We start from the raw sequence: 22820 nt of genomic DNA on the forward strand, positions 1-22820 counted from the left end.
CCGGCGCGCAGGGCGGTCTTGCCTGCGGGCCTGACCGAAGCCTGCCCGCCCGCCGGGCTCAGTTCAGCGGTGTCGGCGGCCGCGCCTCCGGCGGCGCGGCGACGGGGCCGTTCAGCGCGCCTTCGATGGCGCGGGCCAGATCCGGCATCCGCCACGGTTTGGGCAGCATCGTGCCCAATTCCTCCAGCCGTTTTTGGGCGGCGCCCGGCGCCATGTCGGGATTGCCGGAGGTGAACAGAACCCGGAGGTTCGGGCGGATCCGCATGGCCTCCAGCGCCAGATCCGGGCCAAACATGCCATTGGCCATCATCACATCGGTGAACAGCAGCTCGATGCCAGCGTCCTGCCGCAGAATGTCCAATGCGGCCTGACCATCCCGCGCAAAAAGCACCTGATGACCAAAACGGTTCAGCACCAATGTCACCGCGCCCAGCACGGCGGGGTCATCTTCCACCACCAAAATCCGGACCTGACGCGGCGCGGGGGTGGCACTGCCCGCCGTCGCGGCGCGCGGCGCAGCTCCCCCTGCCGGGGTCGCCTTGCGCCCCGCGGTGGAGACGAAATGGGCCAGATTGTCCGGTGTGGCGGGGCTTTGGCTGCCCAGAGCCCGCGGCAGGAACAGATCCACGCTCGTGCCCGCACCGGGGCGGCTGATGATGCGCACATGGCCGCCCGATTGCTTGACAAAGCCATAGACCATGCTCAGCCCGAGACCTGACCCGCGCCCCTCGGGTTTGGTGGTGAAGAAGGGCTCAAACACTTTCTCCATCGCCTCGGGGTCGATGCCGGTGCCGGTATCGATCACCGAAAGATGGACATAATCGCCCGCGCCCGGCCCCTCGCCAATCGTGGAATCGGTGCTCAGATGACCGCCCATGCCCGGTTCATCGTGCAGCCCGTCGGCGTCGATTGACAGGTTGCGGGCGCGGATGGTGATCCGGCCGCCATCGGGCATCGCATCGCGGGCATTGATGGCCAGATTGGCGATTGCCGCCTCGAACTGGGCGGGGTCGATGTAACTGTCCCAAAGCTGCGGATCGGCGTCGAGCCGCATGTCGATCTGCGGGCCGAGCGGGCGGCGCATCAGGTCAATCACCGCCGTCAGCCGGCTGGTGAGTTCCAGCATTTTGGGCTGCAGGACCTGCCGCCGCGAAAAGGCCAGCAGCCGCCCGATCAATTGCGCGCCGCGCCGCCCCGCCGCCAGGGCCTGTTCGGCGCAATCGGCGGCCTCGGGGCTGAGCACGACCTCTTCCTGCAACAGTTCGATGTTGCCCAGAACGGCGGTCAGCAGATTATTCAGATCATGGGCGATCCCGCCGGTCAGCTGCCCCACAGCCTCCATTTTCTGTGCCTGACGCAGCTGCGCCTCCAGCGTCTTGCGCTCGGAAATATCGCGGATCACCGCCATGCGCAGCGGCGTCTCGTCATCGGCGAGTTCCGAAACCGAGACTTCCACCGCAAAGGGCATGCCATCGCTGCGCTGGGCCAGATATTCATGCGCATCGCCGCCGTGCGGTGCGAGGGTGAATGGCGAGGGTTCAATCAGATCAAACACCTGCCCGGTCAGCCCGCCTGCACGAAAGCCGAACATGCGCTCTGCCGCGGGGTTGCACAGGGTGACCCGGCCCAGCTGATCCACCGCCACAATCGCATCCGGCGCCACTTCGAGGATCTTGCGGAACCGGGCTTCGGCGCGCTGCCGTTCACTTTCGGCGCGGCGGTTGTTGCGGCGCACCTCGGCCTCTTGCAGGGCGCGGCTGACCGCCGGGGCCAGACGGCTGAGATTGTCCTTGATCACATAATCCTGCGCGCCGCCTTTGACGGCCGCGACGGCATTCTCTTCGCCCAGGGTGCCGGACACGAAGATGAACGGCGTCTCGCTGTCGGCCGCACGCAATATGCTCAGGGCCTCGGCGCCGGAAAAGCTGGGCATGGTATAGTCGCAGAGCACGACATCCCAGCCGCCCCGGGTCAGCGCGCGGGTCAGATCCTCGGCACGCGCAAGCTGTTCATAGGTCACCTGATAGCCGCTGCGTGACAACTCGCGCAGGCACAACGCGGCATCATCATCGGAATCGTCAATCATCAACACATTCAGCGGCCGCCCTTTGACGTCGCCGACAGATTTTTCGCCCATGCGGTTACCCTCCCATCCGCGCCGGGCTTTCGTTCAGCAACAGCCAATAAAGCCCCAACTGGCGTGCGGCAGCGACAAACTCATCAAAATCAACAGGTTTTCGCACATAGCTGTTGGCGCCGTTGCGGTACCCGTCAATCACATCCTGCTCCTCGCGCGAGGTGGTCAGCACCACCACCGGCAGCCAGGCGGTCCGATGGTCGTGACGGATGCGTTTGAGCACCTCGAGCCCGCTGATCTTTGGCAGGTTCAGATCCAGCAGCACCAATTGCGGCACATCCGCCGGGTCGCGGTCGGCATAGGGGCCCGTGCAGAACAGATAATCCAGCGCTGCGGCACCATCCGGGGCCACCACGATGGGATTGCTGATTTTATTCTGGCGAAACGCGCGGCGGGTCAGCGCCTCATCATCCGCGTTATCCTCCACCAGCAGGATCGTGTTTCCCATCTCAGCCTCTCTTTCTATCCCTGCGGCAGGGTAAAATAGAACGTCGCCCCCTGGCCCGGTTCGGCCTCAGCCCAGATCCGTCCACCATGCTTGTGCATGATCCGCTGTACCGTCGCCAGCCCGACTCCGGTACCCGGAAACAGCCGCGCATCGTGCAGCCGCTGAAAGGCCCGGAACAATTGATCCGCATAGGCCATGTCGAAACCGGCGCCGTTGTCGCGGACATAGTGCAAAACCTGCGTGCCCTCCTTGCGAATGCCCACTTCAATGCGCGCATGCTCTGTTTTGCCGGTGAACTTCCAGGCATTGCCGATCAGGTTATCCAGCGCGATCTTCAGCAGGCGACGGTCGCCGCGCACATGCATCCCCGCCACGACTTCCACTTCTACCATCCTTTCGGGCTCGGCCTGATGCAATTCTTCGATCACCTGATCGGCGAGGATACTCAGATTGACCTCTTCAAACAGCAATTCGGCCCGGGTGATCCGCGCGAGGTTCAGCAGATCGTCGATCAGCATCCCCATGCGCTGTGCCCCGCCGCGCACCCGGTGCAGATAATCGCGGCCATCTTCATCCAGCTTGTCGGCGTAATCCTCAAGCAGGGCTTTGGAAAAACCGTCAATCGCGCGCAGGGGGCTGCGCAGGTCATGCGAGACCGAGGCCGAAAAAGCCTCAAGTTCTTTGTTCAGCACCTCAAGTTCATTGTTGTCGCGCGCCAGTTTGCTGTTCAGGTCAGAGACCCGCTGCGTGGCCGCGGCCAGTTCGGTGATGTCGCGGACCGAGGCGATGAAGCGCGCGCCCTCATCGGTTTGTACCGGGCTGAGGCTGACCGCGATCGGGAAGGTGCTGCCGTCCGAGCGGCAGCCGTACAGCGCCTGACCTTCGCCCATATCGCGCGTCCGCGGGGCGCTGGCATATTTTGCCAGATGCGCCACGTGGCGTTGGCGCGTGGCGCCGGGCATCAGGATCTCGACCCGCTTGCCCACCAGATCTTCCGCCGAATAGCCAAACAGGCGCGTGGTTGAGGAATTGACCCGCAGAATGACCCCTTTGTCATCGGTGACCACCATGCCGTCGGGCACGCTTTCGAACAGGGCATTGATGCGCGCCTGGTTGGTGCGGATCTGGTCTTCTTGCTGCTTGCGGCGGCTGATGTCGCGCAAAATGCCGGTGAACAGCGTTTCTTTCCCGGTTTTTGCCATCGCGAGCGAGAGTTCGAGCGGAAATTCCTCACCCGTCGAGCGGCGTCCAACCAGCTCTGTCACACTGCCCAGCACATGCCGGGCGCCGCCCCCGGCGACCCGCGCCATGCCCGCCTCATGCCCCGGCCAATAGCGCTCGGGCATCAGCTTGCGCAGCGGTTGCCCCAGCATTTCTGCCGCCGTGGTTTTGAAGATCCGCTCTGCGCCCTCATTGAAAAAGGTGATGTTTCCGGCCGTGTTCGCCGACACAATGCCGTCACTGGCGGTTTCCGCGACCTGCCGGAAACGCTCCTCGAACGAGCGGCGGTCGCCCTCTGCCATTGCGCGGCGATTGCGCTGGGCGCCGGAGAACAGGGCCGCGGCGCCCGCCAGCAGGTAAAACATCAGCGATGTCAGCAGGATATTCCGACCCATCTGGCGAATGGGATCACTGAGGGCCGCGCCGCCCAGATGCGTGACCATAACCATGCCGGGCCAATCCAGCGGCCGGATCCCCACAGGAGAGGCCACCCAGTTGAAGGCATAGAGATCGCCGGCTTCCCAGACAATTCCGTTTTTGCTGGCGCTGATGGTCGCCCAAAGCGCGGGGTTCGTGTGTTTCAGCGTTTCTTCCTGCCGCTCGCGGAACATGAAGGCAAAGGACTTTTCACCATCCGAATCGTGCAGCCAGTAGCCCGCGTCATTCAGCAACCAGGCATCGCCGAGTCTGGTTTTGGTATTATGGTCCAGCCCGTCGAGCAGCGGTCCGGCAAGGTAGTTGACGATCATGATGCCCTGCGGGGCGGTGCCGGTACCATATACAGGCACACCTGCGCGCATCACCGGTTTGTGGGGCTTTTCGATTTGCCCCTCTTCGATGTTCAGATCAATCGGCGAGATATAGATCTGGCTGCGGGGCGCGTTCAGGATCTTGGCGAAATAGGGCCGGTTTGCCTTGTTTTGCAATGCGGCAGCGGGCACCAGCGTGCTGCCCTCGGCGTCACGGTTGACCCGGATGCGTTCATTGCCGTCGACATCGATGAAGCGGATCTGGTCGTAGTTGCGCTTTTCCTCGCTGAAGATGAAAAACTCGCGCTCAAGATGCTCAGTGGCTTCGCGCAATTCCTCGGGCGTGCCGTCCAACGCCGCACCATAGGCGGAGGACTGATGCGACAAATATCCGACATCGCTCAGCACCGCGGTGAGGCGCTCGGTGATGCTGCTGGCCGCAAGGGCGCTGGCATTGGCGGCGTTATTGGCCAGACTGTTGAAGATGGCGCTGCGCTGCGTGGCAAAAAGCAGCACGAAAACCAGCGTAATGATTGCGGCCAGACACAAAAACACCCAGAGCGCGAACTGCCGCGCCACCTGATTGGCGAGAATGGGGCCGACAGCACCCAGAACGCCAAAACGGCGCGTACGCCACGCCTCTGGCCCTCGCGGTGTCTCACTCAGCATTATACTATTACCCCAAGACCTTAACCTCTTCTGGTGCAAGAGGCTTCTTCGCCCGGCAGGGCTTTGCGTTGCCCCGACAAAACATGGTGCGCATAATCAGTTAACGGTTGGTTAATTCGCGTCAGAATGAGAGTTTCAAGGCCTGTCACCGCCTGCCTGTTGGTTCCCTATATCAAACAAGAGTGACAGCGATTGATTGTTTTTCCAATATGAATCGCGGGCAGGTATGGAAATACCTACCCGCGATGGTTGTGCCCGTCTGACATGGCGTGGCGGGGTTGGCCATGGCAGGCCCTGTGCCGCGGCCCGGGCCGCGCCGCCCCGTACCGGGCCTGTGGCGCAGGGCGCAGAACACATGGTGTATTTTCTCTTAATATATTGAAATCACGAAAATTATACAGAGTTTCGGCCGTCAGAAACCGGCCGTCCCGCTTGCTGCCACCCCTTGGCCGCATTTTTGCCCTGCTCTCGGGGGAAACCCAAGTCATGCCGGATGTCGGCACAATCATTCATGCCGCTCTGCACCTGCAGAGACCTGTCAGGAGACCTGCGATGAACCCTCTTCGGATTGCCCTGCCTGCGGCTTTGCTGCTCGTTTCTTCGGCGCTGGCGCTGCCGGTGCTTGCCGCTCCGGGGCCGGGCGTGAAATTCCCGCCAAAGCTTGAAGCCTCCAGCGCATCTGGGGCAGTGGAAATGCCAGTGGCGGTGGCGCCGCACGGCTGAGCCTGACCGGCGACAGCGCAAAGGGCGGGCACATCGTGTCCCGCCCCTCCCGCCCCTACTGCTGATCGGGAATGCCTGCGCGTCAGAGCAGCATGCCGCCCGAGATTTCAATGCGTTGGCCGGTGATCCATTGGGTCTCGCCGCCCAGCAACGTGGCGATGGCGCCGCCAATGTCATCGGGCATGCCGACGCGGCCCATCGCGGTTTGCGCGGCGATCGCCCGGTTCATCTCAGGAATGTCGCGCACCGCGCCCCCGCCGAAGTCGGTTTCGATGGCGCCCGGTGCCACGACATTCACCGAAATCCCCCGCGGCCCCAACTCCTTGGCCAGATAGCGCGTCAGCACTTCGACCCCGCCCTTCATCGCGGCATAGGCTGCAAAGCCAGGCATGGAAAAACGGGCCAGGCCGCTGGAAAGATTTACGATCCGTCCGCCATCGTTCATGACCGGCAGCAGGCGTTGCGTCAGGAAGAACACGCCCTTCAGATGGATGTTCATCAACAGATCGAAATCGTCTTCGGTGGTTTCGGCAAAGCTCTTGTGGATGCCAATCCCGGCGTTGTTGACCAGAAAGTCCAGGGTTTCCCGCCCCCATCCTGTCCGCAACGCGTCGCGCAAGCGGATGACAAAGCTGTCAAATTCGGCAGTCTTGCCGGTGTCCAGTTGCAAGGCGACGGCCTGGCCCCCGAGCGCCCTGATCTCGGCCACGGCGCCCGCGGCATCCTCGGCATTGTTCAGATAGGTCAGCACCACATCGATCCCGGCGCGGGCCAGATGCAACGCGGCGTTGCGGCCCAATCCCCGGCTGCCGCCGGTGATCAGCGCGATTTTGCGCGGCCGCGCCGGGGTGTCTGTGGTGGTGTTTGCGGTCATGCTCATGATGGCTCTCCTGTGTTCCTGGGGCAAAATAGGAGATCGCGCGGCGCTCTGCCTCTCGCCTTCTCCAAGTAATCTGCCCAATTCTCCAAAGCGCCGCTCATCAGGCTTGTCGCCCGCCGTGCCGGGGGGCAGGCTGTTTTGTAGCTGGAGGAGGTTTGCATGCAGCAAGAGACGTTGATGGCGCAGGTGCTGGCCGCCGCGGACGCGCTGGCGGCGGGGGAGGATCCGGCGGAGACCGGCGTTCCGGGGCTGGCCATCGCGCGCAGCCGGGCGGTTGGGGTGATGCGGCATACGCTGTACCAGCCGGTGTTTTGCCTCGTGCTGCAAGGCGAAAAGCAATTGATGCAAGGCGCGCAGACCCTGCGGTTGACGGCGGGGCAGGGGCTGATCGTCAGTTTCGAAATGCCCGCCCTCTCGCATGTCGTCGAGGCCAGCCCGGGCAAGCCCTATCTGGCATTGGCCGTGGCCCTTGAGTTGGACATCTTGCGCGAACTCGCGGCGCAGCTGCCTGATCCTCCGGGGCAGGCCGCGCCGGGCACCGATGTCGTCGGGCGGCTTGCCACAGTGGCCCCGGTGTCTCCGCCGCTGGTATCCGCAATGGAGCGGCTGTTCGGGCTGACAGCCCAGCCCGCGGCAATCCCCATTCTGGCGCCCCTGATCCGGCGCGAGATTTACTACCGGCTGTTGACCGGGCCGCAGGGTGCGGCCCTGCGGGACCTGCTGGCGACGGAAGGGCATGCGGCACGCATCGCGCGGGCGATCACGGTGATGAAACGCGGTTTGGCCGAGCGCCTGAGCATTGCCGATCTGGCACGTACAGCGGGGATGAGTGTTTCCGGCTTTCACGAGCATTTCCGGCAGGTTACGGCAATTACGCCGCTGCAGTTCCACAAGAATCTCAAGCTGCTGGAGGCGCGGCGCTTGTTGATGGCCGGTGCCGAAGGGGTGGCCGGGGCGGCCTATGCGGTGGGCTATGAAAGTCCCACCCATTTCAGCCGCGAATATGCGCGTTTGTTCGGTGCCTCTCCGCAGCAAGATCAGCGGCGTCAGCGCAGGACGCTGGCCGCGCCGGCATAGGCGTCACCGGGGCGCATCGCCGTTCCGGGTTCCCGGCCAAGAATGCGCGTTTGGCAACAGTGTGTTGCGCCGGGGCGGCGGGGCGCCCATTGGTTTTGCTTGACTCAAGGGACGGTCCTGTGGTGCTATACTCGCCTTATTCCGCCAAATTATTGTTTTTTTGCAAGGTGATGGCCGCGCCCGTTGCGGGCGTGGTGTGTGGGGGGAGAGACTATGGGAGTTCGAGCGAACCTGATCACAGTGGGCATCGTCGATGACCACGAGGTTGTCCGGCAGGGGTTGAGCGCGATCTTGGCGCAGCAGCGCTCAATGCGTGTGATCGGCGAGGGCGCGTCGGCGCCAGAGGCGGTCAGTCTGGCCATCAAGTACCGACCGGATGTGATGCTGCTGGACATCACGATGCCCGGCGGCGGCCTTGAGGCACTGAAGACGATTGTCAGCAAAACGCCGGAAGTGCGCTGCGTGATCCTGACGGCCTGCGACGATGCATCTGTGGCGATGGCGGCGATCACGGCCGGGGCTCGCGGCTTTATCCTGAAGGGCGTCAGTTCCGGCAATCTTTTGGCGGCGATTGAGGTGGTGATGGCAGATCAGTCCTATGTCTCGCCCGAGTTTGCGGCGCGGCTGATGGATGCGGCGCTGCAGGTGAAGCTCGAAGGGGCGCCGTCGCTGGGGCTGAGCCGCCGCGAAGAGCAGGTGCTGCGCGAAGTGGAAAAGGGCCTGACCAACCGCGAGGTGGCGGACCGTCTGCATCTGAGCGAAAAGACCGTCAAACATTACATGACCAGCGTGATGCAGAAGTTTGGTGTCAGCAACCGGGTGGGGGCGATCCGTCACCTGCAAGGGCGCGAGCATGATGCACGCGGGACGGGCGCCGTTCACTGAGCCCCTCTTCGGTCGGGCCGTTTCGGTGTCACCTGATTTCAGGCCGGTCTCTCGGGCAGAGGCCGGCCTTTTCGATGCAGGGTTGGCCCCGAGGGCGCGCGCCACGGGCCATCCTGTCGGGACGGGATGAGGCTTGCCGCGAGAGCGTGCTGAGGTGATCTCGCGGGTTCTGCGCGGCGATGCCGGATGCCGGCAGGGGCCGCTCAGGCAAGCCCGGCGCCGGGTGGAACCTCTGTGCGCCCGGCCTGCGGTGCGGGCGCTGCCGACGGCTCAAGCGGCAGTAAAAAGCGCAGCTGTGTGCCCTGTCCGGGCGCGGAGGCTATGATCATCGTGCCGCCGAGTGCCTCCACATGGTAGCGCATCCCTTGCAGCCCCAGCCCGGAGCTCTGCCCGTCCAGAACCGCAGCCGGAATCCCCGGCCCGGAATCCTCGATCGTCAGCAACAGCATGCCGTTGCTCAGTTCCGCCTGCACCCTTTGCGTGGCGCCGGGGGCATGTTTGTGACCGTTGGTCAGCGCCTCACGCAGCAATTGCGCGGCACAGAGCAGGGTTTGCGCCGGAAGCTCGGGCAGGCCATCGATGCCCGTGCAATCCACCTGGGTGCCGCTGCGCTTTTCATGCACCTCGACGATGCGCCGCAAGCTGCCGCATAGGGTATTTTGCGCGTCACTTTCCTGCAGAAACAAGCCTTTGGAGACGCGTGTCAGGTCCGATAGCGCCTGCGCCGCCGCCTGACGGACCGATTCCACCAACGCCCCGGCCTGGGCGCGCGGCTTGCCCCGGCGGGTTTGATCGGCCTCAATTTCATCCATCCGCAACAGAATATAGGTGAGCAGTTGTGCGGGCCCGTCGTGCAGCTCAATGCCGACCCGGCGCTGCACGCGCTGGTCGACCTCGGCCAGATCCTCCTGACTGGCCTCGATCTGCGCCTGCAATGCCTGATTGGCTTTTTGAAAGGCCAGCTGCCCTGCTTGCAGCGCCTCAAGTTCGCGGCGCTGCGCGATCAGCATCTTGTCGCCCTGGCGGACGAGGAGAAACAGCGCCCCGAGAATCATCAGGCTGATGCTGCCCGTCACCCGCCAGGTATCGATGCGGGCGAGCGCTATCTGGGCGCTCAAATCGGTGCCGTCGAAATGAAACTCCTCCACCGCAATGATCTTATCGGAAGTTTCACTGCGCAAAGGCACATAGATCTCGTAAATCGGCCCGTCGCTTTCATGGGGCGCTGCGGCCGTATCATCATGGTCGTCGAAATAGCCGTAGATCTGGCCGTTCAGCGCCGCGGCGATTTCGGCCGTGTTCAGCCAGGTGTCGATCTCGCGATGATCCGAGGCGTAGTAGATCTGTCCGCTTGGCCGCCAGATCCGCATCGCGACAACATTCTGCCGCATGTTCAGATCGTCGGCGGCCTGATCGAGTTGGGCAATTTTCTCGGGTGAGGCGCGCAGGTCGGTTTCGATCCCGGCCGTCAGCGGGGCGATGTACTGGTTCATATAGGTGCCGAACGGCCCGGCATTGCGCAGCAGGATCGCATGCGTGACCCGGTCCGCGACCCATTTGTCGATCAGCACCGTGGCGAGCAACATCAACAGGGCCGCCGCCACCATCACCCCGGATGTCAGTGACGTTTTCGGCAGTTGCGACGCCAGTGGTTGTGCTCTGCTGGACATTTCCTGTTCCCGGAGGTCATGCGCGCTCAGGTTGCGCGCCGTATATTCTGGCATTTCAGTGTAAAGAAAAAGACAGCGGCTTTAAATTGTTCAAAAAGACAGGTCAAAACGGGCGAAATGGCAATTTGAAAAGAGACGCGTTTTCCATATGGGCTGTCCATTGCCAAAGCCGATATGCCGCCTGATCCCATAACTGACCGAAAGAACATCATAATTACTCAGTCCGGACGGCGGTTCGTGCATGCCTCTGTGGCGCCGGTGGCTGAAATCGTGCGTGCCGGAAACTGTTTAACCTCGTGCGATTTCTTTCCGCATGCCCACCCAAATTCAACCTGTGGTTTAATTTATGTGGAGGGTTCATCTGCTGCAAACTGTGTTCGTCAAACACGCATGCGTAAAATGCTGCAACTGCGAAGATAATATAGAGGGTCCGAAAACTTTTTGAATCTGCTTGGATCTGCCACATTTTTGCATCTGCACCGCTTTTGGCGGCACGTTTTAACATGACGGGAGCGTCATAATATCAAGATCTTATCCGTGGCGCGTGCTCATCCGGCAGGGTTTGCGGGCGGTGGCGCCAATCTCTCAAATCGGAAGATAGTTTAAGTGTATGATTTTTATAATAAAAATCATCAGCATCGGACTTAAGTCCGGATAAGCTTGGGCCCTTTGATCCGATGCTTTTGGGTCCTTCGGCCATTCAAGTCGGACCAAAAGAAGCGCGTATTCATTGGACTTAGCGCAATTCCGCGCCGGACATGGTTATGAAAAAGTTAATGCACAGATTCGGCGTCTGGAGGCTGCTGGTCGCTTTGATGTCAAAGCGTCTCTCTCCTGCGCTCTGCCCTTGATCCTGCGGGTGGCCGGTGCCGCCCCTTCGTGCGGCGTCCGGCAGGCTTGTCCTGGCCGTGCCTGCGTCCCTGTTCATTTGGCCGGTGGCGGCTATTCGGAGGATACTTCCATGATCAAACTTGGCGCATCCGATCTTACCTATCTGTTGTCTCAGGTTAAAATCGGTACAGATTATTCGCAGCTGAACGGTCCGCTGGACCCGAACGGCGTCCGCGAAGTCGCTGGGTCCAACAACAACCTGGTGGGCGCCTTTGACGAGAACGGCGTGTTCCAGCCGGGTGCCAATATCAATGGCGACTGGGGGCAGGCCGATACCGATTTCCTGCGGATGTTTGCCACCGATCACCCGAGCGGCCCCGCGGCCGGGGTCATCTACACCTATGGCAGCGTGTCGAAAATGGCCGTGACCGATGCGAATGGCGTGGCGCCGGGCGGGGCGGGCTATATCCCGACCTTCGGCGATGCGCCTTTTGACAATATCGTGATGGACGGCTCGCCCCGGCTGGTGTCGCAGCTCATTGCCAGCTCGGATGTCGACCCGCTCAGCCCGACCTATAACCCCGCCGCCTATGAGGCGATGATGGCGATGGGCGGCAATCCGGTGGACACCAGCAACAGCGTCGTCGGCACGCAGCAGACCGCGTTCATCCCCAATCCGGGCATTCTGGGCGGGGTGCCCTACAACGAATGGTTCGTCGCCTTCGGGCAGTTCTTCGACCATGGCCTCGACTTCATCTCGAAGGGCGGCGGCTATGTGATGATCGAGATCAAGGAGAATGATCCGCTCTATGTCAGCCCGACGCTGCCGGGCGGCGCGCCGAATCCGGCCTTCATTCCGGGCGCCTCGAACATGATGATGCTCAGCCGCGCCAGCCTGTCGAATCCGGCCTCGGATTTCGACGCGACGGGGCATCTGCTGCCCGATGTCGTGCCGCTCTTCAACAACAACACCGGCCTCTTGATCGACCAGAGCCAGACCTATGGTTCGGCGGCATCGGTCAATGCCTTGCTGCGGGAATATGACGCCGCCGGGCATCTGACGGGCCGGCTGATCGACGCTTCGGCCGATGGCATGGTCGGCGGCGTCGCCGTGGGCGCGATCGGTGCGGATGGCCGCGTGGTGGATGGCCGGAGCGAGCTGGCGACCTGGGCCGATATGAAGGCGAATGCGCTGCACATCGGGATCGAGCTGACCGATATGGATGTGCTCGATGCGCCCTTGATGCGCGTCAATTCAACGGGGGGGCTCATGTTCACCCCGCAAAGCACGGTGATGTACCGTTCCGATCTTTCGGTCAGTGCGATGGGGGCCGCGTATAACATCGCCAATGACCCGTTCTACCGCGATGCGGCGGGCAATGTGCTGCACACCCATCAGGCCATTCTGGCCGATATCGCGCAGGGCGCCAATCCGGGCGATCCGCATGTGCCCTTCGTGCCTGAACTTCTGGCGCAGCACTATGTCTCGGGTGACGGTCGGGTGAATGAAAACGTCGGCCTGACCGCCGTGCACCACGTCTTTCATGAAGAGCATAACATGCAGGTGGCCGCGATTCAGGCCGCGGTGCTGGAGCAAGCCGCCCTGCTGACGGGGGCTGCCGCCAATGCCTATCTGGCGGAATGGCAGACAGCACCGGGCGTCTGGAATGGCGAGCGTCTCTATCAGGCGGCGCGGATCATCACGGAATCCGAATATAACCACATTGCCATCGACCAATATGTCGGCGGCCTTTACCCCGCATTGCCGGAATTCGTCTCGTATTCTGCCGACATCAACATGAGCGTCACGCTGGAATTCAGCCAGGCCGTTTTCCGGCTGGGCCATTCGCAACTGTCTGAAATGATGCAGTTTGCGGTGGTGGATGCCAATGGCGTGATGCCGGGCGAGGCGGGCTATGTGCCCACCTACAGCGAGGTGGGGCTGTTTGATGCCTTCCTCAATCCGGCGCTCTATGAGGCGAATTCGGCGGCGGGCATCACGCTGGGGCTGCTGAACCAGCAGGGCAACGAGATTGACGAATTCGTCACCTCCGGCGTGCAGCAATCGCTGCTGGGGGCACCGCTGGATCTGGCGGCGCTGAACATCGCGCGCGGCCGGGATGTGGGCCTGCCGACGCTGAACGAGCTGCGCAAAGAGGTCTATGACGGGCTGAACCAGATCAACCCCGGCGAAAACGGCTCGGGCATCGCGCCTTATACCAGCTGGGCGGATTACGGCGGCCATCTGCGCAACCCGGCCTCGCTGGTGAACTTCATTGCCGCCTATGCGCGCGATGATGATCCGGCGCATGATTGGGGGATCAAGGCCGCCCGCGACGCCTATCTGGCGGGCACCGGCACTTTGGCCGACATCCGCGCGGCGGCGGCGGCGGTGATCACGGCAGCGAATGATGCGTTGAGCGCGGATCATTTTGCCGCGATCAACTTCCTGCAGGGGGCGCCTGTCTATGACCCGGTCACCCGCACCTGGTCGGATTCGGGGGGCGGCGATCAGGGCTTCTGGGATGTCGATCTCTGGATCGGCGGTCTGGCCGAGCAACAGATGTTCGACGGCCCGCTGGGCACCACCTTCAGCTTTGTCATGCTCGATTTCGCGCAACGCATGCAGGATGGCGACCGCTTCTATTACCTCTACCGGATGCCCGTCGGGCAACATCTGGGCGATCAGATCATCGGCGAGCAATTCTCGGATCTGATCATGCGCACCACCGGGCTTGAGCATATCGCGGATGCCTTTGCCGCGCAGACGGCCTATTACACGCTGGATGGCACCGGATCGCTCTCGGATGTGGATGCCGACGACAACATCAACGACTATTTCAACGCCATCTACGAGCTGCAGCCGGACGGCAGCAGCGCCAATGGTGGCCATATCGTCGTCGCGGGGCTGGATGGCGATGACTATATCATCGCGGGCCTCGGGGATGATGTGGTCTACGGCGATGCGGGCAATGACCGGATCGAGGGCGCCCAGGGCAACGACCATCTCTATGGCGGCGACGGCGACGATTACATCTCGGACTATGAGAACGATGATTTCATCTCTGGCGGTAATGGCAATGACACGATCTTTGCCGGGCCGGGGGTTCTGGACACCTCGCATGGCAATGACGGCGATGACGAGGTGCATGGCGGCGACGGCGTCGATGAGGTCTTTGGCGACGATGGCGATGACCGCCTCTATGGCGAGGGCGACACCGACCTGATCATGGGCGGTGACGGCAATGACTTCATGGATGGCGGCGACAGCGTCGATGAGATGTTCGGCGGCAATGGAAATGACTGGATGCGCGGCGGTGTCGGCGATGACAACATCAACGGCGGCTCGGGCAATGACCTGATGGAAGGCGGCCTCGGGCCGACAGCCAATGACGGTGACCGGCTGAACGGCGACAGCCCGCTGACCCCGGGGCAGACGATCCTTGAATATAACGGCGACGGCTCTGAGGGCGATATGGACATCGTCAGCTATGAGAATGTCGGCTTCTCGATCGTGGCCAGTCTGCAGGACGCCAATGCCAACGGCACCTCCAGCAACCTGCGCGACACCTATGCCTTTGACGAAGGGCTGGTCGGGTCGGGCAACAACGATACGCTGACCGGGGCGGATGACAGCGGCACGGCGGGCAATGGCGCCAACAACTATCTGATCGGCGGCGGCGGCGACGATATTCTCACCGGCCTTGGCGGCGACGATCTGATCGTGGGCGATTCCGCGGTGGTGGACAACAGCCTCTACTGGATCGGCGATCAGCGCTCGATGACGCTGGTGCCGGCGGCGGTCAGCGTGGCCCCGCGGATCAACGAATTCCACTATGACGACAGCGGCAATGACAGCAATCAGTTCATCGAGGTCCGCATTGGTGCGGGGCAGGCGCTGAACGGGCTGACGGTCACGCTGTACAATGGTGCGAACGGGCAGGTCTATGCGACCTTGCCGGTCACGGGGTCACCGGCAAGCAGCGATGCCAATTACGACTACTATGTCGTGTCGCTTGGCAACAGCAACGGCTTCAATGATCCATTCCAGAACGGCAATCCCGACGGCATCTCGCTGTCAAACGCGGGCGGGCTGATCGAATTCCTCTCTTATGAGGGCAGCTTTGCGGCGACGAACGGGGTCGCGAATGGTGTCACCTCGACCGATGTCGGCGTGTCGGAGAACGGCTTTGGCAGCGCGAACGACTCGCTGCAGCGGGCCGATGGCGGCAGCTGGGCCAGCGATGCCGCCAACACCCGGGGTGCGGCCAATACCGGCAGCGGTCAGCCGACCTACACCCCGAAGGTGATCGACCATATCATCACCAACTGGATGGGCACCGGCGAGGACCGTCCGGTCTTCACCGACGGCTCAATCGGCCATATCTTGGGCGATCACGGTGCTGAAGGCCGAGATATTGCGGTGTTCCGTGGCAGGATTGCGGATTACACGATCACCTTCAACCCCGATGGCACGGTGACGGTGCATGATGATCGCGATCCGGCGACGACGATTGATCCGGTGACCGGGGTCGACACCTTCGACGGCACCGACACGCTGATCGGCATCGAGACCGCGCGTTTCTCGAATGGCACGGTGAAAATCGTCAATCAGGGCCCCTCGCTGGCGCTGCATGCCTATGACCTTCTGGGGACCTATATCGAGACCTTCGGCACCGCGAGCTACAGTGGCACCGATGCGGGCAGCCCCTCGCCGGCCTTTGACTGGACGACGAGCTGGGTGGAAAGCAACGACAATGGCTCTCCCAATTCGGGCGATATCCGGATCAGCGGCGGGCGGCTCAACTTCACCGGCACCAATGCCGGGAATGAGAGCATCTCGCGGGCGATCAATCTGGCGGGGGTGCAATCGGCGACGCTGAGCTTTGACTATCAGGACGTGAATGTCACCGGCAGCGAGGCGATGAATGTCGAGGCCTGGAACGGCACCGGCTGGGACAGCCTGGGCAGCATCAACACCAGCGGCTCGGGCAGCTTCTCGGCGGTGCTGAGCGGGGCGCAGCTGGGGGCGGGGTCGCAGATCCGTTTCCGTGCCAGTGGCAACTGGGACAATGGCGATGATGTCTTCATCGACAATATCCACATCGCCGTGACGGGCCCGGCCGCCGCGCCAAGCGTAAACTACACCGCCGCAACCTATGTTGAGGGCGGTGCGGAAGTGGCAATCGCCAATATGCCCGGCATCACCGACCCGGATGATACCTCGGTGCACTCGGCCCGTATCGTGCTGCTGAACGCCCGGGCCGGGGACATGCTGAACGAGCATGGCATCGGCGGCGACGGCATCTCGGGGGCGGTGACCACCGAGGGGGCCAATCTGGTGCTGACGCTGACCGGCACGGCCAGTTTCGCGGAATACCAGGCGGCGATCCAGGCGGTGACCTTCTCCAGCAGCTCGGCGGACCCGGACGAGACGGACCGGGTGATCCAGGTGACGGTGAACGATGGCTATGTCGACAGCAATGTGGCGCTGGCGACGGTTGCGGTGCAGGCGGTGGACAATATCGTGGCGGGAGCGGACCGCATCATCACCAACTTCACCGGCACGATCCAGGTGCCTGCCTGGGCGCTGCTGGCCAATGACAGCAGCCCGAACAGCCCGCTGAGCCTGACCAGCGCGACCGAGACCCCCGCGGGCCAGTTCAGCTTCAGCGTTTCCGGCACCAACCCGGTCAATCTGAGCTACACCACCACCTCGGACCGCACCTTCACCTACACGGCGCATGACGGGGTTTTGCCGGACGCCACCGGCAATGTGCAGGTGCATTTCGACTCGAACTCGATCAACGGGACCGGGGCGGATGAGATCATGTTCGGCGACAATGACAGTGACACCTTCACCGGTGGTGGCGGCAATGACATCATCTTTGCGGGGGGCGGCAATGACAACACCGTCTGGTTCGTGGGCGACGGCCGCGACACGGTGAATGGCGGCACGGGCACCGGGGATACGTTCACCACCAACGGCGGCGGCACCTACAAGATCTATGCCATCGCCGGGGCCTCGAATGCGGCGCAACGCAGTGCGCTGGCCACGATGCTGGCGACGACATTCCTCACCGATACCGAGATCGTCATCACCCACACGCCCAGCGGCGGTATGGAGGGCGTGATCGCCGAGATCGACAATGTCGAGGAGCTGGTGATCAACGGGTTGAACGTCACCGCCAACAATGGCGGCGGGCTGGACACCAATCTGAATGTCTCGGTGTTCGGGGATTTCGCGCCGACCGCGCTGGCCTACAGCACGATCCATGTGAACGGCGGCGATGGCGACGATTCCGTCGACATCTCCGGCATGACCTCGGACCACCGGATCGTGTTCCACTCCGGTTTGGGCGATGATCACTTCTACGGCGGAATGCGGCCGCAGGATGTGATGGACGATCAGGACGGCACGGCGCCGGATGACGGTGGCGCGACCGACCCGACCCCCGAAACCCCGACCGAGTTACCCGCCAACTGGCCCTATACCGGCACCGATGCAGGCGAGACCATGGTCTGGGATGATGCGCCCGATCATATCTTTGGTCTTGGCGGCAACGACAACATCTTTGGCCGGGGTGGCAATGACCGGCTTTTCGGCGATGAGGGCAACGACCGCCTTTTCGGCGAAGCAGGGGACGATTATCTCGACGGCGGTGCCGGCAACGATGTGATCTTCGGCGGCGACGGCAATGACCGTTTCATCGCCCACAGTGGCGATGGCGATGACGTCTATTACGGCGATGACGATGATGCCTACATCGATACGCTGGACATGTCGGCAATAGATTTCCGGGTCACGGTGGATCTGGGCAATGGCTACATGGAGCGGGGTTCGGTCTACAGCTCGGCAACCGGGCGGGACACGATCTGGGGCGTTGAAAATGCCATCACCGGGCGTGGCAATGACGCGATCACCGCGTCGGATGCGGTCAATGTGATGGATGGTGGCGCCGGGCATGACACCTATCGCTTCCTGTCCGCGCAGGGCGCTGATGGCGATACGATTGTGGGCTTTGAGCCCGGCGACCGTATTGATCTGAGCCGCATCGATGCCGATGGCGACACCGCGGGCGATCAGGCCTTCACGCTGGTGTCGGGCGGGTTCAGCGGCGCGCTGGGCGAGTTGATGGTGAGCTACGCCACCGATGCGGAAGGCGAGGTGACGGTGATCGAGGGCAATGCCTCCGGCGACGATACAGCGGAATTCTCGCTGACATTGCGCGGGCATCACGCGCTCACCGGCGGTGACTTCAATCTGTGACCGATCTGACCCCGCCCGCGCGCAACGCGGGCGGGGTTTCCCGTCCACATCTCATTCATGGGAAGAACATCGTGCGCGCTCATTCATCCAATGCCGGTGCCGAAACCCGCTCCCCCATCAAATTGCTGGAGGGGTTCACCGGCATTTTCTCCTTTCTCTTCTGCATCTCCGGGCTGATCAACATTCTGGCGCTGACCGGCTCGTTCTACATGCTGCAGATCTATGACCGGGCGCTGGGCAGCGGCAATGTCACCACACTGGTGGCAATCTCGGCACTGGCCATTGGCGCCTATCTCTTTCAGGGCCTGTTTGATGCGCTGCGCTCGCAGATACTGGTGCGGGTGGGCGCGCGGATGGATCAGCGGGTGGCGCCCCTCGCGCACCGCGTGGCCATCGACATGCCGCGCCTGGGCTATTCGACCGCCGAGGCGCTGGAACGGGGCCGCGACGTTGATACGCTGCGGGGGTTTCTCAGCTCGCAGGGGCCGGTTGCGCTGTTCGATCTGCCCTGGATGCCGGTTTTCCTGATCTTCATCTACATGCTGCACCCGCTTCTGGGGGCGCTGACCTTTGGCGGTGCGGTGGTGCTGTCCTTTCTGGCGCTGATCACCGAAGTGCTGACCCGCCGCCGTGCGGGCATCACCCAAAAGGCGGCGATCCGGCGCAATGCGGTGGCGGATTCCAACACCCGCAATGCCGAAGTCATCAAGGCGATGGGCTTTGGGGCCCGCGCGGTGGCGCGTTTCAACGAGGCCAATGCCGAACATCTGGACCTGCACACCCGCAGCAATGATCTGATCGGCACCTTTGCCGCCCTCAGCCGGGTGTTGCGGATGATCCTGCAATCGGCGGTGCTGGGCCTTGGGGCCTATCTGGTGATCGTGGGGGCGATGTCGCCCGGCTCGATCATCGCCGCCTCGGTCGCCTCGGCGCGCGCGCTGGCACCCATCGATATGGCGATCGGCAACTGGAAAAACGTCGTGGGCGCCCGCATCGCCTATGGGCGGCTGAAGGAAACGCTGGTCGCATTGGCCAATGTGAAAACCCCGATGGAACTGCCCGCCCCCCGGCATTCACTGAAAGTCGAGGGTATCACCGTGGCGGCGCCCGGATCGGGGCGGGTGCTGCTGAGCGACGTGTCCTTTGCCCTGGAGGCAGGGCAGGCGGTGGGGGTCATCGGTCCCAGCGGCGGCGGCAAGACCACTTTGGTCAAGGCGCTGTCGGGCATCTGGCCGGTGCTGCGCGGCTCGGTCCGGCTTGATGATGCCGAACTGACGCATTGGCGCGACGATGCGCTGGGCACCTATCTTGGCTATCTGCCGCAGGAGGTGGCGCTACTGGATGCCACGATCGAGGAGAACATCGCCCGGCTGACCGAGCGGCCCGACCCGAAACGGGTGATTGCGGCGGCACAAAATGCCGATGTGCATGAAATGATCGTGCGGATGCCTGATGCCTACCGCACCGCCCTCGGGCCGATGGGCGTCTCGCTCTCGGGCGGGCAGCGGCAGCGCATCGGGCTGGCGCGGGCGCTCTATGGCGATCCGTTCGTGGTGATCCTCGATGAGCCGAATTCCAATCTGGACGGCGAGGGGGAGGCCGCGCTGACCCGCGCCATCCAAGCGGTCAAGGCGCGGGGGGGCATCGTGGTGGTGATCGCCCATCGCCCCAGTGCACTGGAGGCGGTGGATATGGTGGCGGTGATCCGCGAGGGCAAGCTGACGGCCTTTGGCCCGAAAGACGAAATCGTCGGCGGTCCGGCATCGAAACGGGCCAATGTTGCCAATCTGCCGAAACCGCTGCGCGACCGCGCGGCCAATGTGAGGGCGGAGGGATGATCCGGGTCAAAGCCAGCAAGGCCCCCGCTGCAGAGCCCGAGGGTGCCGAAAGATATGCGCTGAAAGAGGACCGCGCATCGCTGCGTCCCCCGCTCGGGATCTCGGCGGCATTGGTGGGGTTGGCGACGTTTCTCTATCAATCGCTCAAGCCCTATTTCGCGCTGGCCGCTGCCGATGACGGGGCGCAAGAGGCCGCCGCCGGGGCACAGGATCACCCGGGCCGGGCCCCGGCCGAGAGCCGCATCGACAGCGCCAGCACCCCGGTCCCGGCGCCTGCGGCACCGCCCGAGGTCGCGGCAGATCCCGCGCCCAAGATCAGCCTGCTGGTCAGCGATGCCGCCCCGGTGCCCTATTTCTGGTGGAGCAGCCTGTCGGGACTGCAGGATCTGCAGATCCCGCCCGCGCATTTGCATGGCGGCAACATCAACGCGACCCCTGCCGCGCAGCCGCTGAACCGGCCCTTGGGCGCGCCGCAGCCCGCGCCCCACGCGGGTGGGGCTGTGCAGACGCCGCAAGAGCGCCCGGCGGACCGTTCGCGCAACCGCGCACCGACGAAATCCGCCTCGGTTTTTCTGGATGACACCTTGAGCGGCGCGGCAATGTTGCTGGGCCTTGAGGCGCTTTTGGCCAACAGCGCGGATGCGGATGGCGATGTGTTGATGGTGCAAAACATCACCGCTTCGTCGGGCACATTGCTGCGCGTGGAGGGCGGCTGGCTCTTTACCCCGGCCCCCGACGCTGTGGGGCCGGTGGTGTTCACCTATGACATCAGTGATGGGCTGGCTTCGGTACAGCAGGTGGCGCGGGTGATGGTGCTGCCGGATCCGCAAGAGGGAGGCCCGGGCGATGACGCGCTGACCGGCACCGGCCATGTCGACGAATTGCACGGTGGCGCGGGGGATGATGTGCTGAGCGGCCTCGGCGGCGGTGATCTGCTGTTTGGCGGCGATGGGGATGATCTGCTGATCGGCGGCGCGGGCAATGACACGCTGCAGGGCGGGGCGGGGAATGACACGCTGATGGGCGGCAGCGGCAATGACATGCTGTTTGGGGGCCTCGGCGACGATCAGCTGTCGGGCGGTGCCGGGCGCGATCAGCTCTATGGCGAGGCGGGCAATGACACGCTCTCGGGGGATGCGGGGGATGATTATCTCTCGGGGGGGGATGGCGATGACAGCCTGAGCGATGGCGCGGGCACCGATCTGGTGGCGGGCGATGCGGGCGACGATCACTTCACACCCAGCGCCGATGCCACGGCCGATGAGTTCGACGGTGGCGTGGGCGAAGACACCGTTGATTATGCCGCCTTGGCCGCCGGGGTTGTGGTCGACCTTGCTGCGGGCACAGCTTCGGGCACGGAAATCGGCACCGACAGCCTGATCGCCATCGAACATGTCACCGGCAGTGCGGGCGACGATGTGCTGAACGGTGATGCCGGGGAGAACCATCTATCGGGCGGCGCCGGGAACGACCACCTCGAGGGCGGCGCGGGCGATGATCTGCTGGCCGATGGCGCGGGTGCGGATGTCGTGCAGGGCGGCGCGGGCGACGATCATCTTCGGGCCGCCGCCGATGGGGAGAGTGACCATTTTGACGGGGGCGGGGGTCGGGATTTGCTGGATTACAGCGCCACCAGCGCGGGTGTCACGGTGGATCTTTCGGCGGGCACCGTGACGGGCGCCGACAGCGGCACCGACAGTGTCGCGGATGTCGAGGATGTCTTGGGCGGCATCGGGGATGATGTGCTGACCGGTGACGCCGGGGACAATCGGCTGTCGGGCGGCGATGGCGATGACCGTCTGTCGGATGGCGCGGGCTGCGACGCGCTCGCGGGTGGGGCGGGCGATGATCTGGTGATCGCGGCCGCCGATGGCTGCGATGATCACTATGACGGGGGCGATGGCGAAGACCTGCTCGATTACAGCGCCACCACGCAGGGCATCGACGCGGATCTGGCCGCCGGCACGGTGACGGGCGCCGAGGTCGGCACCGATGTCATCACGCGCTTTGAGGCGCTGACGGGCGGCGCGGGCGATGACCGTTTCACCTTCGGGGCCGGGGATGCGCAGGTTACCGGCGGCGGCGGTGATGACCTCTATGTCTTTGATCCGGCAGAGGAGAGCGCGCCAAGCGCCAGTTCGGTCTATGAGATCACGGATTATAACGTGGGCGATTGCATCCGGATTGACCGGTTCAACCTGTTTGAACAGCCCGCCGATCCCGCAGCGCCGTCTGATGCGGCCTATTTCGTCACCGATGCCCAGGGGATGTCGCTGTTGATGCAGGCGGGGGCGGACCCGCTGGCAGGGATCCCGCGCACCACGATCGAATATCTGTCCGGGGAATCGATGACGCTGCTGACCGTCTATGTCGACGGGACGCATGTTTTTTATGTGAGTGAATTGGCCTGAGGCTGCGCGCC

Annotated in this window: 11 protein-coding genes; 6 read left to right on the forward strand and 5 right to left on the reverse strand. The window is 63.3% G+C overall.

Annotated elements, in window-relative coordinates:
- Positions 1-58 precede the first annotated feature (58 nt).
- The 3 genes from ACEN2S_RS06915 to ACEN2S_RS06925 are packed head-to-tail and all read right to left on the reverse strand — an operon-like array spanning position 59 to position 5224.
- Complete coding sequence (locus tag ACEN2S_RS06915) at positions 59-2137, reverse strand: response regulator (protein ID WP_441864155.1); 2079 nt, start codon at positions 2135-2137, stop codon at positions 59-61.
- Between the two features lie 4 nt (positions 2138-2141).
- A complete protein-coding gene (locus ACEN2S_RS06920) occupies positions 2142-2585 on the reverse strand; it encodes a response regulator (RefSeq protein WP_441864158.1) in 444 nt (147 codons plus the stop codon).
- 14 nt (positions 2586-2599) lie between these two features.
- Entirely contained in the window at positions 2600-5224 is a 2625-nt protein-coding gene (locus tag ACEN2S_RS06925) for a PAS domain S-box protein (protein ID WP_441864162.1), read from the reverse strand.
- A gap of 552 nt (positions 5225-5776) precedes the next feature.
- Here ACEN2S_RS06925 and ACEN2S_RS06930 point away from each other — a divergent pair.
- Positions 5777-5947 carry a hypothetical protein gene (locus ACEN2S_RS06930; protein ID WP_441864164.1) on the forward strand — a complete coding sequence of 57 codons (171 nt, stop codon included), beginning with the start codon at positions 5777-5779 and terminating at the stop codon, positions 5945-5947.
- Between the two features lie 82 nt (positions 5948-6029).
- Here the strand turns inward: ACEN2S_RS06930 and ACEN2S_RS06935 are convergent, their stop codons facing one another.
- Positions 6030-6827 carry an SDR family NAD(P)-dependent oxidoreductase gene (locus ACEN2S_RS06935; RefSeq protein ID WP_441864166.1) on the reverse strand — a complete coding sequence of 266 codons (798 nt, stop codon included), beginning with the start codon at positions 6825-6827 and terminating at the stop codon, positions 6030-6032.
- A 159-nt stretch (positions 6828-6986) separates the two neighbouring features.
- Between ACEN2S_RS06935 and ACEN2S_RS06940 the strand changes: the two genes are divergently transcribed.
- Both ACEN2S_RS06940 and ACEN2S_RS06945 read left to right on the forward strand, forming a co-directional pair.
- Entirely contained in the window at positions 6987-7904 is a 918-nt protein-coding gene (locus ACEN2S_RS06940; protein ID WP_441864168.1) for an AraC family transcriptional regulator N-terminal domain-containing protein, read from the forward strand.
- A gap of 213 nt (positions 7905-8117) precedes the next feature.
- Entirely contained in the window at positions 8118-8789 is a 672-nt protein-coding gene (locus ACEN2S_RS06945; RefSeq protein WP_441864171.1) for a response regulator, read from the forward strand.
- Between the two features lie 203 nt (positions 8790-8992).
- On the opposite strand, the gene ACEN2S_RS06950 is transcribed toward ACEN2S_RS06945, so the two are convergent.
- Positions 8993-10459, reverse strand: coding sequence for a sensor histidine kinase (locus tag ACEN2S_RS06950; RefSeq protein WP_441864174.1), 1467 nt, complete (start codon positions 10457-10459; stop codon positions 8993-8995).
- 961 nt (positions 10460-11420) lie between these two features.
- Here ACEN2S_RS06950 and ACEN2S_RS06955 point away from each other — a divergent pair.
- From ACEN2S_RS06955 to ACEN2S_RS06965, 3 genes are all read left to right on the forward strand, one after another.
- Entirely contained in the window at positions 11421-18560 is a 7140-nt protein-coding gene (locus ACEN2S_RS06955) for a peroxidase family protein (RefSeq protein ID WP_441864176.1), read from the forward strand.
- A 71-nt stretch (positions 18561-18631) separates the two neighbouring features.
- A complete protein-coding gene (locus ACEN2S_RS06960; RefSeq protein WP_441864178.1) occupies positions 18632-20398 on the forward strand; it encodes a type I secretion system permease/ATPase in 1767 nt (588 codons plus the stop codon).
- Positions 20395-22809 (forward strand): calcium-binding protein, encoded by a 2415-nt coding sequence (locus ACEN2S_RS06965; RefSeq protein ID WP_441864180.1) that lies wholly within the window; start codon positions 20395-20397, stop codon positions 22807-22809. The genes ACEN2S_RS06960 and ACEN2S_RS06965 overlap by 4 nt, the downstream gene beginning before the upstream one ends.
- Positions 22810-22820 lie beyond the last annotated feature (11 nt).

It is taken from the genome of Phaeovulum sp. W22_SRMD_FR3 (assembly GCF_052113705.1).
Classification (GTDB): domain Bacteria; phylum Pseudomonadota; class Alphaproteobacteria; order Rhodobacterales; family Rhodobacteraceae; genus JBGQOG01.

Coding starts and splice junctions, on each gene's coding strand:
- ACEN2S_RS06915 (WP_441864155.1), bottom strand. CDS start 2,137: ATGGGCGAAAAATCTGTCGGCGACGTCAAAGGGCGGCCGCTGAATGTG.
- ACEN2S_RS06920 (WP_441864158.1), bottom strand. CDS start 2,585: ATGGGAAACACGATCCTGCTGGTGGAGGATAACGCGGATGATGAGGCG.
- ACEN2S_RS06925 (WP_441864162.1), bottom strand. CDS start 5,224: ATGCTGAGTGAGACACCGCGAGGGCCAGAGGCGTGGCGTACGCGCCGT.
- ACEN2S_RS06930 (WP_441864164.1), top strand. CDS start 5,777: ATGAACCCTCTTCGGATTGCCCTGCCTGCGGCTTTGCTGCTCGTTTCT.
- ACEN2S_RS06935 (WP_441864166.1), bottom strand. CDS start 6,827: ATGAGCATGACCGCAAACACCACCACAGACACCCCGGCGCGGCCGCGC.
- ACEN2S_RS06940 (WP_441864168.1), top strand. CDS start 6,987: ATGCAGCAAGAGACGTTGATGGCGCAGGTGCTGGCCGCCGCGGACGCG.
- ACEN2S_RS06945 (WP_441864171.1), top strand. CDS start 8,118: ATGGGAGTTCGAGCGAACCTGATCACAGTGGGCATCGTCGATGACCAC.
- ACEN2S_RS06950 (WP_441864174.1), bottom strand. CDS start 10,459: ATGTCCAGCAGAGCACAACCACTGGCGTCGCAACTGCCGAAAACGTCA.
- ACEN2S_RS06955 (WP_441864176.1), top strand. CDS start 11,421: ATGATCAAACTTGGCGCATCCGATCTTACCTATCTGTTGTCTCAGGTT.
- ACEN2S_RS06965 (WP_441864180.1), top strand. CDS start 20,395: ATGATCCGGGTCAAAGCCAGCAAGGCCCCCGCTGCAGAGCCCGAGGGT.